Genomic DNA, 15,555 nt, shown 5'->3' on the forward strand with positions numbered 1-15,555 from the left:
ATCAGGTGATCACTGTGAGTCCGATCATGCTATCGGAGCGGTGCAAGGGGGTATCTCCGGTAGCGAATAGTGCCGGGCCGCCCATCCCGCGCCAAGGTTCCGCGCTCCGGTCGGCAGGCTGTTCACCGGACCTCGTGGAGCCCGAGCGCTGCCGAGAAGACGTCCCCTCCCTCGTCCGGATCACTGGAGCCCGGCATCGTACTCTTCGGGCATGGAGAGTCTGGGCGAGGCCGATCCCGTATCGGTCGGGGGATATCCGCTGCTCGCGAGGCTGGGGGCCGGCGGGATGGGCCAGGTGTATCTGGCCCGGACCCCGGCCGGCCGGCCGCTCGCGTTGAAGACGGTACGGCCGGAATTCGGGCTCGACCCCGCCTTCGGGGAGCGCTTCGCCCGGGAGATCCGGCATGCCGACCGGGTGCGCTCCCCCTGGACCGTGACCGTGGTCGACTTCTCTCCGGCCGGTTCCCACCCGCAGTGGCTGGCCACCGAGTACGTGGCGGCGCCGTCGCTGGCCGAATGGGTGCGGGGGCACGGGCCGTTGCCGGCACCGAGCCTGACCGCGCTGGCCGCCGAGTTGTGCGAGGCGCTGCACGCGGTGGCCCAGGCGGGTCTGGCGCACCGGGACGTCAAGCCGTCCAACGTGCTGCTGGCGGGCACCCGGCCGCACCTGATCGACTTCGGCATCGCTCGCGCCGCGGAGGACTCCCGTTACACCCGGACCGGCGGGGTCGTCGGCTCACCGGGCTACATGGCGCCCGAACAGGCCACCGCGGGCGTCTCGGCGGAAGCGGGCGACGTCTTCGCGCTCGGCGCGGTCCTCGTGTACGCGGCCACCGGGCGCGGTCCGTTCGACCGGCTCGGCGAGCGACCGTCCACACCGGCTCTGCTCTACCGCGTGGTCCACGAGGAGCCCGACCTGGACGGAGTGCCCGAAGCCCTGCTGCCGCTGCTGCGCGCCTGTCTGGCCAAGCGGCCCGAGGACCGTCCGACGGCCCGGGAGGCGGCCGCGCTGCTGCCGGAACCGGACCGAGCGTCCGGGAACTGGGCACGACGACAGCCGTCCGGCCTCGCCGCGGAACTGGCCGGGCGTGAGACCGACACCCGCGCCGCGCTGGGGGGCCGGGCAGCCGAGCGTTCACCGAACGGCGGTGCCACAGCCGCCGCGACGGCCCCGTCCGATCCGCGCGTGAGCATGTCCGCGGGTTCGGCGGCGCCGTCCCCGTACGCCATGACGCGGACGGCGCGCGACCTTCCGGCCCGCCCGAACGCACAAGTCCCCGCTCCGAGCCCGATACCCACCCCGGCCCCGGCCCCCACACCTGCCCCGGCGCCCGGACCCGGTCCGTTGCCGGAACCCGAGCCGCGGGACCACGAGACCGGCCCGGCCACGGTGGACCCGGTCATCCCACGGGAGAAGGCGCCGCGGACCGGGCGGGCCGGTGTTCCGGGTGTCACGGCCGGTGCCCTGGCCGCCCTGGTCGTCGCCGGACTGCTGGTGCACAACCTGCTGGACTCCGGCTCGGGCGACACCGGTTCGAGCGACGGCGGTACCGGCTCGACCAGCACACCGTCCCGCACCCCGAGCACGCCCCCGGACGCGCTGCCCGCCTCCTGGGTGGGCACCTGGGTCGGTACCGGCCCCGGCAATCCGAACGGCAACTACAGCATGGCGCTGCACACCGACCGCTACGAAGTCACCCTCACCCTCCGCGCCGGCCGCGTCGGCCGGCTGGTCGGGAAGCAGGTGAGCGACGTCCACGATCAGGACACCGGCGCGAACGACGGCTGCACGGAGTCACTGGAGCTGCGCTCGATCGACGCGGGCACCATCAGGTTCGCCGCGAAGTCACCGCGCACCACGGACCCGGCCAGCGACCTGATCTGCGTCCCCGGCAACACCTACGAGGTCAGCATGATCGACGGGACCCTCCGGCTCGGCCCCGGTTCCCAGGGACTCGGCGCACCGACGACGTTCACGAGGAAGTGACGCTCGCGGGCCGCGGGCCGGCGGGAACGGACCGCGGCGAAGGCGGCCGTGGTCCGTGTTTCCTCACTGTCACGGTCCCCGGCCGCTCCTAGACTCCGGTCATGGAAAGAGTCGAGCTCCTCACCGGTGTCCTGTCCAAGACCGGCGACCTCATCGAGGGCGTCGGCGTCGACCAGCTCGGCCTCCCGACCCCGTGCGACGACTACGACGTCGAGACCCTGATCAACCACATCGTCGGTTGGCTCCTGCTGTTCGAGGCCGGCTGTCACGGCAGGACCCACGACGGCGACGCCACTGCCCACCGGTGCGGTCCCGACCCGGCCGCCGAGTTCCGTGCCGCGGCGGCGAGCCTCGTCGCCGGGTGGGAGAAGTACGGCTTCGACCGTGAGGTCGCCGTCACCGGCGACAACAGGCTGCCGGCCGAGAGCGTGTTCAACATGACCGTCATGGAATACCTGACCCATGGCTGGGACCTGGCGCGCGCCACCGCCCAGCCGATCCCCTTCACCGACCAGGAGGCGACGGAAACCCTGATCCGCGCCGAGGCCACCCTCCCACCGCAGTACCGGGGCGAGAACATGCCCTTCGGCGAGATCGTGCCCACGGGTCAGGACGCGTCCGCGGTGGACCGGCTCGTGGCGTTCCTGGGACGGGATCCGGAAGCGTCCCCGCGCGGGTGACCGTTCGGCGGTCGGCTCGGCGAGACGCGGTGGGTGCCGGCGGTACGGCGCGGTAGAGCTGTCGGCGAACCGGGCAGCCTGCCACCATGGTGACGAGCGGAGAATCCGGACCCGGAACCGCCCGACTCGCGGACCGGGGCCGGGGCGCGACGCGGGCCTGGGTGGAGCGGGAGCTGTCCGAGGCGGAACGCGTCACGGCGGTCACCCGGTTGCGGGGTGGCTGGACCTCGGAGATGCGACGTCTGGACATCGACGGGCCGGCCGGTCAACGCCCTCTCGTCCTAAGGTCGTTCGTCGAACCCTTCGTCGTTCCGCACGCGGAGGGCCTCCTGACCCGTGAGGCGGCCACGCTGCGCCTGCTCGACGGCACGGACGTCCCCGCGCCCGCACTGGTGGCCGTGGACGCGACCGCCCGGTACTGCGATCACCCTTCCCTGCTGATGTCCTTGCTGCCCGGGACCGTACTGCTGGACGACGAAGGCGCCGCTCAGCGTGCCGAGTCGATGGCCCGCGAGTTGCTGCGCATCCACCGGCTGAGCGTGACCGTCGAGGCTCGCCCCCGTGACTATGAGGCGTGGACTTCCGCGGACCAGGTTCGCCCGCTCGTCGCGACCTCTCGGCCCGAGCTGTGGCGACGGGCCGTGGACGTGATCCGCCGTGAACCCCCGGAGTACCGGCCCTGTTTCCTCCATCGTGACTTCCATCCCGGCAACGTCCTGTTCACTGGGCACGGCGGCGACGCGCGGATCGGTGGCGTGGTCGACTGGGTGGAGACCTCATGGGGGCCGGCCGACCTGGACGTGGCCCACTGCTCGACCTCCCTCGCGCTCCTGCACGGAGTCCCGGCGGGCATGCGTTTCGCCGACCAGTACGTCGCGGCGGGAGGGAGGCCGGCCGAGGAGCGCTCGGCCCATCTCTACTGGCGACTGCTGGACACGCTGGCCTTCGTTCCCGACGCCGAGAAGGCCGCCGCCACCTGGCGCGAGACGGGCCGTACCGATCTGACGCCGGACCTGCTGGCCGGCCGTCTGGAGGGATACCTCCAAGCCCTCTTGGACCGCTATGCCTGACGCCGGACGGGCCGGGACCGGGTCCGCAGCCGGGACAGCCGGGTCGTGGGACCGGTTCGCCGCCACCACGCCTCCGCCCGTCCGCTCGCCCGGTGCGACAGTCGTCCTCGTGACTTCTCCGCCTGCCGTTGAGTGAGAGGACGAGGGACGTGGATGTGTACGAAGCCGTGGACAGTCGCCGCGCCGTGCGGGCGTTCAGCGACGCGCCGGTGGCCAGAGAGGTGCTCGATCGCGTACTGGCCGCGGCGGCGCGGGCGCCGTCGAGCGGGAACCTTCAGCCGTGGCATGTGTATGTCGTCGCCGGTGAGCCCTTGGCCGAGCTGAAGAGGCGCGCGACGGGGCGGGCGCGGGCGGGAGACCCGGGTGACGAGCGGGAGTATCCGATGTATCCGGCCGGACTGGCCTCGCCGTACGGGGACCGCTTCGCCGCGGCGGCGACCCAGCGGTACGAAGCGCTGGGGATCGAGCGCGACGCCCCGGACAGACCCACGAGGATCGGCGTCCTGAACTCGGAGGCGTTCGGGGCGCCGGTGGTCCTGTTCTGCTACCTGGACCGGACGATGGGCCCCGGACAGTGGGGGGACGCGGGCATGTACCTGCAGACGGTCATGCTGCTGCTGCGGGCGGAAGGGCTGCACAGTTGTCCCCAGGTCATGTGGACGACGTATCGCAGGACGGTCGGCGAGATCGTCGGAGCCGATGACGGGCTCGTCCTGTTCTGCGGTGTCGCGGTGGGGTTCGAGAAGACGGGCGTGCCACGACTGCGTACCGGGCGGGCCGGCCTGGAGGAAACGGTGACCCTCGTCGGCGGGTGACGCGCCGACCGGTGGTGCGCACCACGGGACGCGTCGTCGGCCCGTCTCGCTCCGCTCGTCGCCGGCCAGGTCCGGGCGCTGCGGCACCGGCCGGGGAAACCCACGGCCTCGCCGTGTTCTCGCTGCTCCGCCCGGGACGGGAAGCGATGAAACGCCCTCGTGCCCGGGACGTCCGACGGGCAGAGGTCACATGATCAGGTCCTGGCCCCGGCCCCGTCCGGTAATTCGCCGCCCCGGTGGCCGAGTTGACGTAGAGTGGTGCTACCGACGCGGGGTGGAGCAGCTCGGTAGCTCGCTGGGCTCATAACCCAGAGGTCGCGTGGTTCAAATCCCGCCCCCGCTACGAACATCCGGCCCCCCGCGACTCATGTCGCGGGGGGCCGGAGTCCGTTCGGCGGACCTTTTCCCGAACTCACGCGCCCGCGCGTTCCGCCGTCGGCGCGAACCCGCGATCGTGGTGGGTTGCTTCCCCGAGGCGTCCTGATCGGTTCGGTGCCCCCGGCGGGCGTCACGGTCGAAGATGCCCAGGATCTCGCACGGGCCGCCGTCGGCACCGACGGCGTAGGGCAGTCCTCGTCCGGGGTCCCAGGAACCCCGCACGCGCCGCGGTCGACGAGGTCACCCGGACGGGGCCCGTCACCTCGTGACGGGCCGTGGCACCGGTCTGCGGGCGGGCCCGAATGCTGTCACGCTGGCTGCATCCGGTGATCACCGCTGAGGGAGCTCTCATGGCACGGACCGGCAGGAGAGGTACTGGAGGCCGGACGTCGGAGACCGGGTCATGACCGGCCCTTCGGCGTCCGGGGGCCACTACGGCGAGGACCTGTTCGAGCCGGAACACCCCGAGGAGGCCGAACGCATCGACGCCGCGGCGCTGGTGTACGACCCCGTCACCACGGGCCGGCTGCGCGCCCTGGGCTCAGGGGCCGGCGGCCGATGCCTGGAGGTGGGTGCCGGGACCGGGACCGTGGTCCGCTGGCTGGTGGAGGAGTCCGGCGCCGCGGAGGTGGTCGCCCTGGACCGGGACACCGGCGCCCTGGGCGCCCTCGCGGGTCCGCGGGTCCGGGTGGTCACCGCCGATCTCACGGACGAGAGCCTGGACCTGGGCGGCTTCGACCTGATTCACGCCAGGTTCGTCCTGATGCACCTGCCCGAACGCCGTCGGCTGGTCTCCCGCCTCGCGGGATGGCTGAACCCGGGCGGCTGGCTGGTGCTCGGTGACGCCGTGGACATGCCGGACCCCCTGGACACCTCGTCGGCCTACCGGCGGACCATGGACGCCATGTGGCAGGCGCTGAGGTCGACGATCGGCACCGACACGTCCGGCGTGCCCGCGTATCCGCACTTCCTGCGGGAGGAGGGCCTCCAGAACGTGGGCGCGGAGCTCCACTGTCCGCCGCTGGTCGCGGGCGGCCCCCTCGCTCGCTTCTGGTCCGAGACCTGGAACCGGATGCGGCCCGCGCTGAAGGAGACCGGGCTGGTGGACGCGGCCGGCATCGACGAGGCGGTCGCCTACCTGGCCTCTCCCGGGCTCGCGGAACTCGGCCCCGGGATGGCGATGGCCTGGGGACAGCGCCTCTGAGCCGCTGTCCGGTCGGCCCGGCCGGACAGCGGGCCACCGGATGGCCGACGATGGGCGGCTTCCGCGCTGTGCGGCCTTCGACACCGTGGGCCGCGGGGTCACCGGTTCCACGGGGTCACCGGTTCCACGGGCGGGCGGCGTGACACCCGCGTGCCTCCCTCGGCCCCGCCCCCCCCGGCCCGTGGGCTCCCGAGAGCGCCCGTCGTCGGTGGGGTCGCCGGAGGTCCCGCGTCGTCCTCAGGTCTGCTGTGACGGCTCGTACGTCTCGGCGCCGAGGCCGAACGTCCATGCCACCCCTTCACGGGCGGTACGGGTCGTGGGCGGGACGCGCAGCCAGTACGTCCGGCTCGTACCGTCGGGCTCCGGTGTGGAGTTGACGACCTCGACCATCACCACGTCCTCGTCGCCGACCAGTTCGACCCGCCACAGCACGCCTGTCTCGTCGCGGTGGACGGGGACCGCGCCCGACTCCTCCAGATAGCGGTCGTAGCCGTAGAACTCGAGCATCACGCGCCGCAGTTCGGCGTTCTCCTCGCCGCGGATCCGCTCGGGTGTCAGCGCGGTGAGTTCGTCGAGGAAGGTGCCCGGCACCGGCATCCCGCGCCATGCGTGGAGCTCAAAGCCGTCCGCGTAGGCGATCGCCGGGCCGTCCCCCCGGTCCAGCCGTCCGGCCTCGTCGCGATGCAGGCTCAGGGGCCGTTCACTGATGACCGCCACCTTCTCGTACGGCCACCACCAGCCCGCCTCGCGCGCGACCGCGGCGACCCCGGCCAGTGGGCTCGCGTCGTCGGGTTCGAAAGCGCACAGCCAGGCCGCGTCGAGCTGGCCCAGGGTCGCGTCCAGGAGCAGCAGTCGGACCCGGCTCTCCTCGTGGCGGTCGGTGGCGAGGTCCTCGACGATCCCCGACCGCACCCGGTCGGCCAGCGCGCGGGCTGACTCCCACAAGGCCGCTCCCGTGGCCCGCCAGTGCCCGCTCCATCCATCCGGTCCCAGACGCGCGTGCGCGCGTTCGCGTTCCGCCGCCCATGGTCCGCCGACGACGGCGCCACGGACACTCGCACCGGTCTCCCCGAGTGCCGCGCCGTCCGCGGGCGCGGTCCCCCTGAGGATGCGTACGGCCTCGTGGGGAGAGCGCGCCCAGACGATACGCGCGGGCTCCTCGAGTCCGGCCCGCCGGTAGGCGAGCCGGACGCCCTCCTCGGCCGCCGCCCGGTCGCCCGCGCCCGTCCGCGTGGCGATGGCACGCCAACTGCCCTGATCCATCACGCCGTTCCTCCCCTGTCGTCTTCTGTGGCCGGCGACTCGGCACCGCGCCGCCACCGGTCCTGCCTCCGAGAGTGCCGTCCCCGCGCCCCGCCCCCGCTCACCCCTCCCGAAGCGGGGCGGGAACCACCCGCGGTCGCGTCAGTCCGCGACGATCCGGACCGAGCCCGGCACGTACTCCCGCTGGCGGACCACCCGGTACCAGCCCTTGCGGAGCGAGATCGCCCCGTGTTCCTCATGGACGACACGCGCGCCGTCAGGAACGTGCAGCAGCATCGGGCCGAACACCCCGGCCTCCCGGATCAGCCGACCCGGACCGACCACCGCGTGGGCGTGCCCGGTGACTTCACCGAGGGCGAGCACCAGCCGTCCGCGGCCGTCACGCGGCTCGGACGACGCCCGGAGGGCGTGGTCCGGTACCGCCTTCTCGTCCATCGGCACGATCAGCACGTCTCCTTGGCGGAACATGGGGCTCCCTCCCGACACGGCACGCCGTGTGCCATGAGAACGACCGTAGGGGCGACCACTGACAATCGGCCGCCGAGCCGGGTCGCCGTACCCACGGTGACGTGGCGTCATGCCCCGGCCGGGACCACTCGGAGCGGTCGTCCGGCCGCTCTTCCGCGTCGTGCCGTCCACAGGCGGCACCCCAGTTCGCCCCGATGTCGGTGGGGCTTGGTAGAACTCGTGTACCCGGGTGCGGTCGCGCTCCGGACGCACCACCACGAACGTCGATGCACCGGAACCAGGACGAAGGAGCGGGCGCGCATGACCGTCAACAGCCATCTCAAGGAGTTCCACGGCCTGCCGGCCTTCACCTTCCCGGACGCCGACGACAAGTCGCCCAGGGCGACGTCCCTTCCCGAACCCGAATCGGTTGCCTGGCGCGTCGGCGTGGACGCCTACGACAGCGAGGAGGAGTGGGAGGACGCCTTCGCGCGCTTCCTGGCCGCCGTGGACACCGAGCGGGTGCGGGCCCTGATCGTCGGCGCGTGGAGCGAGGCGTACGACTCGGCTCCCGGCGCGGTGATCGAGGCCCTGGTGGCCGCGCGTGAGCGGCTGCCCGCGCTGCGCGGACTGTTCTTCGGCGACATCGTGATGGAGGAGTGCGAGATCTCGTGGATCGTCCAGGGTGACGTGTCCCCGCTGCTGAACGCCTTCCCCGCTCTGGAGGAGTTCGGGGTCCGGGGCGGCAACCAGCTCGTCTTCCCCGCCGTCCGGCACGAGCGGCTGCGCAGCCTGACCGTCGAGACCGGCGGCATGCCCGTCGAAGCGGTGCGCGGCGTCGCCGGCAGCGATCTGCCCGCGCTGGAGAAGCTCGACCTGTGGCTCGGCACCTCCGAGTACGGTGGGGACGCCGGTGTCGCCGACCTGGAGCCGTTCTTCGCGGGTACCCGTCTGCCCGGTCTGATCCGTCTGGGCCTGCGCAACAGCGAGATCCAGGACGACATCTGCGCCGCGCTGGCCTCGGCCCCGGTCGTGGCGCGCCTTGAAGTCCTCGACGTCTCCATGGGCGTGCTCACCGACGACGGCGTGACGGCCCTGCTGTCGGGCCAGCCGCTGACGCACCTCAAGAAGCTCGACCTGCACCACAACTACCTCAGCACGGCCCTGCGGACGCGCCTGCTGGAGACGCTGGAGCCCGCCGGTGTCCTGGTCGACGCCGACCAGGACGACGCGGAGTCCGACGAGGAGGAGGACGGGACGGTCTGGCGCTTCGTGGCGGTGGGCGAGTAGCAGCCGGAAGTACGGAGCGGGGGACGAGGAGTCGGGGTGGACGAGATGGGGCCGGGGGGTGCGCCGGTGAGGTGGGCTGTCGTTGCCAACGGGGAGAACCGCCGGGCCGGCCTGTTCCGCGCCGCGGCCGAGAAGGCGGGCTGCGGCACACCGCGGGTCGTCGAGTGGCGGGACGTGCTGGGGGACGGCGGCCACGACTTCGCCGACGACGAGGTGGTCCGGCTGGACTCCCCCGGCGAGAACGCTGAGGTGGACCGGCTGCTGCGGGGTGCCGGGGAGCCCACCCGGGTGGAGGGTTCCGCACGCTGGTACGCGGGTTTCCTGGACTGTGTGGGGTCACTGCGCGGGGGCAGACGGCTCGACGACCCGGCGGACCTGGCCGTGCTCTTCGACAAGCGGCTGTGCCACGCCCGCCTCGACGCCGCCGGGGTGCCGGTTCCGCGGTCCCCCACCTCCGGTTCCCGCCCGGCGGTGGAGGGCTGGAGCGGGGTGCGCGACCGCATGCGGGAGACCGGCATGCGGCGGGTCTTCGTCAAGCTCGCGCACGGCTCGTCCGCGTCGGGTGTGCTGGCCGTCGAGACGACCGCCTCCGGCCGGATCCGCGCCACCACCTCGGTGGAGCGCACGGCGGACGGCCGTCTCCACAACTCCCTGCGGATCCGCCGCTACACGGACGAGGCGGAGATCGCCGCGATCGTGGACACCCTCGCCCCGGACGGGCTGCACATCGAGCGCTGGCTGCCGAAGGCCTCGCTCGACGACCGGTCGGCGGACCTGCGGGTCGTGGTCGTGGCCGGCCGGGCCACCCACGTCGTGGTCCGCACCAGCCGCTCGCCCCTGACCAATCTGCATCTCGGCGGGACACGCGGTGACCTCGCGGCCGTGCGCACGCTGGCCGGTGACCGGTGGGCGGAGGCCCTGGCCGTCGCCGAGCGGGCCGCCGCGTGCTTCCCCGGCACCCTGTGCGTGGGCGTCGACGTGCTGCCCGCCATGGGCTGGCGCCGGTTCGCGGTCGGGGAGGTCAACGCCTTCGGCGATCTCCTCCCTCGCCTGACCGGCCTGCCGGGCAGCGGCGCGGAGGGCCTGGACACGTACGGGGCACAGGTGGCGGCGTTCCGGTCCCTCTCCCCCGACCGGTTCCCCGTACGGACCGCGCCATCGCCCGACCCCCTGCCGAGGACAGCACATGCACCAGCCTGAACCCGACCGCGCGTCGCACGCGACGCCCTCCGCCTCCGGAGCGGCGACCCCCGACATGAACGAGGTCGTGGGCCGGGACGACCTGCTCCTGCTCACTCTCGACACCCTGCGCCACGATGTGGCCGTCGAACTCGCGGCAGCCGGCCGCCTGCCGAACCTGACCGCGCGTCTGCCGGGCGGGACCTGGGAGCGACGGCACGCGCCGGGCAGCTTCACCTACGCCTCCCACCAGGCGATGTTCGCGGGGTTCCTGCCCACTCCCGCGGCGCCGGGACCGCATCCGCGGTTGTTCGCGGCCCGTTTCGCGGGCAGCGAGACGACGGCGGACGGCACGTTCGTCTTCGACACCCCGGACCTCGTGTCCGCGCTCGCCGCCGAGGGCTACCGCACGGTGTGCATCGGCGGCGTCGGCTTCTTCAACAAGCAGGGCGCCCTGGGCGGCGTACTGCCCGGCCTCTTCCAGGAGAGCCACTGGGAGCCGGAGTTCTCGGTGGCCTCGCCGACCTCGTTCGAGGCCCAGGTGACACGTGCCGAGCGGACCGTGGCCGAACTCCCCGCGGACCAGCGCCTGTTCCTGTTCCTGAACGCCTCCGCGCTGCACCAGCCGAACTGGTTCCACCTGCCCGGTGCCACCCGCGAGACGGGCGACAGCCGGGCCACCCACGCGGCGGCCCTGGAGTACATCGACCGTCACGTCGGGCGGCTGTTCCGTGCGATGAGCTCACGGCGCCGCTGCTTCGCCGTCGTCTGCTCCGACCACGGCACCGCCTATGGGGACGACGGCTACACCGGCCACCGTCTCGGTCACGACTCCGTGTGGACCGTGCCCTACAGCCACTTCTTCCTGGAGCCGACCGCATGACCCTCACGATGGCGACCGCCCCGACCGGGCCGCCGCGCCCGTACCAGAGCTACACGTACGCCTACCCGCACAAGACCGCCTACCGGCCCCTCTCCCCCCGGCCCGCGTTGAAGGACCTGTGGGCGGGCGAGTCCCGGAACGCGCTCTCGCTGTACGTGCACATCCCGTTCTGCGAGGTCCGCTGCGGTTTCTGCAACCTGTTCACCCGGATCGGCGCGCCCGGAGACCTGACGGGACGGTATCTGGACGCGGTGCGGCGCCAGGCCGCCGCGGTGCGCGAGGCCCTCGGCGACGGGGAGCCGCCGCGTTTCGCCAACGCGGCGTTCGGCGGTGGCACACCGACGTTCCTGGAGGCCGCCGAGCTGGATCTGCTCTGCGACATCGCCGAGCGGGAGATGGGGGCCGATCTCCGCGCGATCCCGCTGTCCGTCGAGGCGTCACCCGCCACGGCCACGGCCGACCGGCTGGCCGTGCTGGTCGCGCGGGGCACCACCCGGCTCAGTCTCGGGGTGCAGAGCTTCGTCGAGGAGGAGGCCCGTGCCGCCGTCCGGCCGCAGCGACGCTCCGACGTCGAGGCGGCGCTCGGGCGGATCCGCGAGGCGGGCGTCCCCGTCCTGAACATCGACCTGATCTACGGCATCGACGGTCAGACGGCCGCCAGTTGGCGGCACTCCCTGGACGCGGCCCTGGCCTGGCGTCCCGAGGAGATCTACCTGTACCCCCTGTACATCCGTCCCCTCACCGGCCTCGGCCGGCACGCCGACCCCCTGACGGCCGACCGGGAATGGGACGAGCGGCGCCTGCGCCGGTACCGGGAGGGCCGCGACCATCTCCTGGCGCACGGCTACGAGCAGGTGTCGATGCGCATGTTCCGGCGCGCGGACGCTCCGCCGCAGGGACCGGACGACTACGCGTGCCAGACCGACGGCATGATCGGCCTCGGCTGCGGTGCCCGTTCGTACACCTCGACGCTGCACTACTCCTTCGACTACGCCGTGGCGATGCGGGAGATCCGCGGCATCATCGACGACTACACCGCCACCGAGGACTTCTCGCACGCGCTGCACGGCCGCGGTGTCGACGAGGACGAGGCGCGGCGCCGGCATCTCCTCCAGTCCCTGCTCCAGGCCGAGGGCCTGCCCGTGGCCGACTACCGTCTGCGCTTCGGACGCGATCCGCACGAGGACTTCCCGGCCGAGCTGGCCGTACTCGCGGCACGGGGCTGGCTGGCGCACGGCGGCGGCGAGCGGCTCCGCCTCTCCGCCGAGGGGCTGGCCCACTCGGACGCGATCGGCCCCGAGTTCTTCTCCCCGGCCGTGCGGGACGCGATGGCCGCCTACGAGACGAAGTGAGGTTCCCGTGGACCTGACGATCCTGTACCGCGGCCCGCTCGCCTCCTGCGACTACGACTGTCCGTACTGCCCGTTCGCGAAGCGCCGCGACAGCACCGCACAACTGCGGGCCGACCGCGCGGCACTGGAGCGGTTCACCGCGTGGGCGGGCGAACAGCGCGAGGACCGGCTCTCGGTGCTCTTCACCCCGTGGGGCGAGGGTCTGGTCCGCTCCTGGTACCGGCGCGCCCTCGTGGAACTGTCGCACCGGCCGCACGTCCGGCGCGTCGCCATCCAGACGAACCTCAGCTGCCGTACCGACTGGCTGCGTGAGGCGGACCTCGACACGGTCGCCCTGTGGTGCACATATCACCCCGGGCAGACACCGCACGAGCGGTTCGTCGCCAAGACCCGGCGACTCGCCGCCCTGGGTGTCCGTTTCAGTGTCGGCGTCGTCGGCCTGCCGGAGCACCTGGAGCCGGCCCACAGGCTCCGCGCCGAGCTCCCGGACCACGTGTATCTGTGGGTGAACGCCGCCGAGGGGCACACGTACACCGACGAGCAGGCCGCCGAGTGGACCGCGCTCGACCCGCTCTTCCCGTTCAGCCGCCACCCGCACCGGTCGGCGGGCCTGCCCTGCCGTACCGGCGAGTCCGTCATCTCGGTGGACGGCGACGGAACGGTCCGCCGCTGTCATTTCGTACGCACCGAACTGGGGCGGCTCTACGACGGTTCCTACCGGGCCGCGCTCGCGCCGCGCCCCTGCCCCCTGACCGTGTGCGACTGCCACATCGGCTATGTGCACATGGAGACGCTCCCGCTGTACGACGTCTTCGCGGGCGGCGTCCTGGAACGCGTTCCGCGCGAGACGCCGGACCGCGCGCTCCTCCCCGTCGTCCCCACGGGCGGCGCTGTCCGCGGAACCACCCGGCCGGGCCCGTGCACGATGAGCCGAAAAAGTTCGGACGCCGATGTCGAGAACCCGTGGCCCGCTCCGTCCCAGCTGTGAACCGCGACAAGATTGGTCGCACCAGCACCGAGGAGAAGAACGATGGCCAAGTACCTGCTTCTGAAGCACTACCGTGGCGCCCCGGCTCCGGTCAACGACGTGCCCATGGATCAGTGGACGCCCGAGGAGATCACGGCCCACATCCAGTACATGAACGACTTCGCGGCCCGGCTCGAGGGGACCGGCGAGTTCGTCGACGGACAGGCCCTCGCGCCCGAGGGGACGTTCGTCCAGTACGACGGCGAGGGGCGCCCCCCGGTCACCGACGGACCGTTCGCCGAGACCAAGGACCTCATCGCCGGCTGGATGGTGATCGACGTCGACAGCTACGAGCGGGCCGTCGAACTGGCCGGGGAACTGTCGGCCGCCCCCGGGGCCGGCGGCAAGCCGATCCACGAGTGGCTCGAACTGCGCCCGTTCCTCACCGCGCCCCACACCATCACGGAGTGACCTCTCCGATGGACGAGGCACTGCTCCGGAGCCTCACGCCGGGCGTGCTCGGAATCCTCGTCCGCCGCGGAGCCGACTTCGCGGCGGCCGAGGACGCCGTACAGGACGCCCTGGTCGAGGCGGTCCGCGTCTGGCCGGCCGGCCCTCCGCTCGATCCGAAGGGCTGGCTGGTCACCGTGGCCTGGCGCCGGTTCCTCGACGCGACCCGGGCCGACACGGCCCGCCGCCGGCGTGAGGACCTCGTGGACGAGGAGCCCGCGCCCGGGCCCCGGCCCGCGGTGGACGACACGCTCCAGCTCTACTTCCTGTGCGCCCACCCGTCGCTGACGCCGTCGTCCGCAGTCGCGCTCACCCTGCGCGCCGTCGGCGGGCTGACCACACGCCAGATCGCCCGGGCCTACCTCGTGCCCGAGACGACCATGGCGCAGCGCATCAGCCGGGCCAAGCGCACCGTCTCGGGTGTCCGGTTCGACCGGCCCGGCGATGTCGCCACCGTGCTGCGCGTCCTCTACCTGGTCTTCAACGAGGGCTACTCCGGTGACGTCGATCTCGCCGAGGAGGCCATCCGGCTCACCCGGCAGCTCGCCGCCACGATCGACCATCCCGAGGTGGCCGGCCTGCTCGCCCTCATGCTGCTGCACCACGCCCGGCGCACCGCCCGGACCGCGCCCGACGGCGCCCTGGTGCCGCTCGCCGAGCAGGACCGGAGCCGGTGGGACACCCGGTCCATCGCCGAGGGCGTCGGGATCCTGCAGGCCGCCCTCTCCCGTGACCGGCTGGGCGAGTTCCAGGCCCAGGCCGCGATCGCGGCGCTCCACGCCGACGCGCCCACCGCGGAGGAGACCGACTGGGTGCAGATCGTCGAGTGGTACGACGAGCTCACGCGGCTGACCGACAGCCCGGTCGTCCGTCTCAACCGCGTGGTGGCCGTGGGCGAGGCCGACGGACCGCGCGCCGGTCTGAAGGCGCTCGCGGCGCTCAGCGACTCGCTGCCCCGTCACGCCGCGGTCGCCGCCTACCTCCACGAACGGGACGGCGCCCCGGCGACTGCGGCTCGGCTGTACGCCGAGGCGGCCCGGCAGGCACCCAGCCTCGCCGAGCGCGACCACCTGATGCGCCAGGCCGCCCGGCTCAACGACCACCGGCCTCACTGACGGGATCGCACGGGCCCGCCGCACCGCCACGGTCAGTGGTCCCACACACCGGGACCGCCACCGCGCCATTCGATCCAGTCCGCGGTCCTGACCTCGGACGCCTCCACGTCGTCCGGTCCCGCGCGGCCGAGGAACTCGGCGATGTCGACGAGGGTGTAGGCCATGCCGACGAACCGTGCGCCGACCCGGACCCTGCGGCCGCCGTCCGCGGTGGGCGGGTAGACGACGACGGGCTGATCACTGGCCATGTGTTCAGCGTGCGGGTGGCACCGCGAGCGCGCACGCGGAGTGGCCGTGGCCGCCCGCGGACCGACAGGGGATCCCCCTCGCGCCCGATGTGCGGAAGTGTGGCAACCCGCGGGGCGCGGAGATCGTCCTCCCCACTGGACATCGGCCTCTCACGATCGCCCCGAGG

At 72.9% G+C, this 15,555-nt stretch carries 15 protein-coding genes, 1 tRNA gene and 1 pseudogene; 13 read left to right on the forward strand and 4 right to left on the reverse strand.

The genetic code is table 11. The features are described from left to right. Nucleotides 1-211: 211 nt before the first annotated feature. The 5 genes from ACFYW7_RS06705 (at nucleotide 212) to ACFYW7_RS06725 (ending at nucleotide 4,895) form a co-directional block, all read left to right on the forward strand. Nucleotides 212-1,987: a serine/threonine-protein kinase gene (locus tag ACFYW7_RS06705; RefSeq protein WP_389498736.1), complete on the forward strand. Its 1,776-nt coding sequence runs from the start codon at nucleotides 212-214 to the stop codon at nucleotides 1,985-1,987. Nucleotides 1,988-2,088: 101 nt separating this feature from the next. After that, entirely contained in the window at nucleotides 2,089-2,667 is a 579-nt protein-coding gene (locus tag ACFYW7_RS06710) for a TIGR03086 family metal-binding protein (protein ID WP_389498738.1), read from the forward strand. Nucleotides 2,668-2,753: 86 nt separating this feature from the next. Further along, on the forward strand, nucleotides 2,754-3,737 hold the full coding sequence (locus ACFYW7_RS06715; RefSeq protein WP_389498740.1) for a phosphotransferase family protein: 984 nt from the start codon (nucleotides 2,754-2,756) through the stop codon (nucleotides 3,735-3,737). A gap of 149 nt (nucleotides 3,738-3,886) precedes the next feature. Then, the gene (locus ACFYW7_RS06720) at nucleotides 3,887-4,552 is read left to right on the forward strand and encodes a nitroreductase (RefSeq protein ID WP_389498742.1); all 666 of its coding nucleotides are present in this window, start codon (nucleotides 3,887-3,889) and stop codon (nucleotides 4,550-4,552) included. 268 nt (nucleotides 4,553-4,820) lie between these two features. After that, nucleotides 4,821-4,895: transfer RNA gene (locus ACFYW7_RS06725), tRNA-Met, on the forward strand. 125 nt (nucleotides 4,896-5,020) lie between these two features. Here the strand turns inward: ACFYW7_RS06725 and ACFYW7_RS06730 are convergent. After that, a pseudogene (locus tag ACFYW7_RS06730) lies at nucleotides 5,021-5,122 on the reverse strand (XRE family transcriptional regulator); the annotation flags it as partial. A gap of 211 nt (nucleotides 5,123-5,333) precedes the next feature. Between ACFYW7_RS06730 and ACFYW7_RS06735 the strand changes: the two are divergent. Next, entirely contained in the window at nucleotides 5,334-6,134 is an 801-nt protein-coding gene (locus ACFYW7_RS06735) for a class I SAM-dependent methyltransferase (protein WP_389498744.1), read from the forward strand. A 237-nt stretch (nucleotides 6,135-6,371) separates the two neighbouring features. Here the strand turns inward: ACFYW7_RS06735 and ACFYW7_RS06740 are convergent, their stop codons facing one another. Both ACFYW7_RS06740 and ACFYW7_RS06745 read right to left on the reverse strand, forming a co-directional pair. Further along, nucleotides 6,372-7,397: a DUF6745 domain-containing protein gene (locus ACFYW7_RS06740; protein ID WP_389498746.1), complete on the reverse strand. Its 1,026-nt coding sequence runs from the start codon at nucleotides 7,395-7,397 to the stop codon at nucleotides 6,372-6,374. Nucleotides 7,398-7,538: 141 nt separating this feature from the next. Beyond that, on the reverse strand, nucleotides 7,539-7,865 hold the full coding sequence (locus tag ACFYW7_RS06745; protein WP_389498748.1) for a hypothetical protein: 327 nt from the start codon (nucleotides 7,863-7,865) through the stop codon (nucleotides 7,539-7,541). A gap of 300 nt (nucleotides 7,866-8,165) precedes the next feature. On the opposite strand from ACFYW7_RS06745, the gene ACFYW7_RS06750 reads away from it, so the two are divergent. From ACFYW7_RS06750 to ACFYW7_RS06780, 7 genes are read left to right on the forward strand one after another with little or no spacing between them, the layout of a single operon-like run. Continuing rightward, nucleotides 8,166-9,134: an STM4015 family protein gene (locus ACFYW7_RS06750; protein WP_389498750.1), complete on the forward strand. Its 969-nt coding sequence runs from the start codon at nucleotides 8,166-8,168 to the stop codon at nucleotides 9,132-9,134. Nucleotides 9,135-9,179: 45 nt separating this feature from the next. Then, nucleotides 9,180-10,334: an STM4014 family protein gene (locus ACFYW7_RS06755; RefSeq protein ID WP_389500364.1), complete on the forward strand. Its 1,155-nt coding sequence runs from the start codon at nucleotides 9,180-9,182 to the stop codon at nucleotides 10,332-10,334. 55 nt (nucleotides 10,335-10,389) lie between these two features. Continuing rightward, nucleotides 10,390-11,196 (forward strand): STM4013/SEN3800 family hydrolase, encoded by an 807-nt coding sequence (locus ACFYW7_RS06760; protein WP_389500367.1) that lies wholly within the window; start codon nucleotides 10,390-10,392, stop codon nucleotides 11,194-11,196. Further along, nucleotides 11,193-12,548 (forward strand): STM4012 family radical SAM protein, encoded by a 1,356-nt coding sequence (locus ACFYW7_RS06765; RefSeq protein WP_389498752.1) that lies wholly within the window; start codon nucleotides 11,193-11,195, stop codon nucleotides 12,546-12,548. The genes ACFYW7_RS06760 and ACFYW7_RS06765 overlap by 4 nt, the downstream gene beginning before the upstream one ends. A gap of 7 nt (nucleotides 12,549-12,555) precedes the next feature. Next, a complete protein-coding gene (locus ACFYW7_RS06770) occupies nucleotides 12,556-13,536 on the forward strand; it encodes an STM4011 family radical SAM protein (protein ID WP_389498754.1) in 981 nt (326 codons plus the stop codon). Between the two features lie 42 nt (nucleotides 13,537-13,578). Continuing rightward, entirely contained in the window at nucleotides 13,579-13,986 is a 408-nt protein-coding gene (locus ACFYW7_RS06775; RefSeq protein ID WP_389498756.1) for a YciI family protein, read from the forward strand. An 8-nt stretch (nucleotides 13,987-13,994) separates the two neighbouring features. Next, entirely contained in the window at nucleotides 13,995-15,140 is a 1,146-nt protein-coding gene (locus ACFYW7_RS06780; protein WP_389500370.1) for an RNA polymerase sigma factor, read from the forward strand. Nucleotides 15,141-15,172: 32 nt separating this feature from the next. On the opposite strand, the gene ACFYW7_RS06785 is transcribed toward ACFYW7_RS06780, so the two are convergent. Next, nucleotides 15,173-15,388: a hypothetical protein gene (locus tag ACFYW7_RS06785; protein WP_389498758.1), complete on the reverse strand. Its 216-nt coding sequence runs from the start codon at nucleotides 15,386-15,388 to the stop codon at nucleotides 15,173-15,175. Nucleotides 15,389-15,555: the final 167 nt, after the last annotated feature.

The organism is Streptomyces sp. NPDC002580, from assembly GCF_042889485.1.
Taxonomy (GTDB): domain Bacteria; phylum Actinomycetota; class Actinomycetes; order Streptomycetales; family Streptomycetaceae; genus Streptomyces.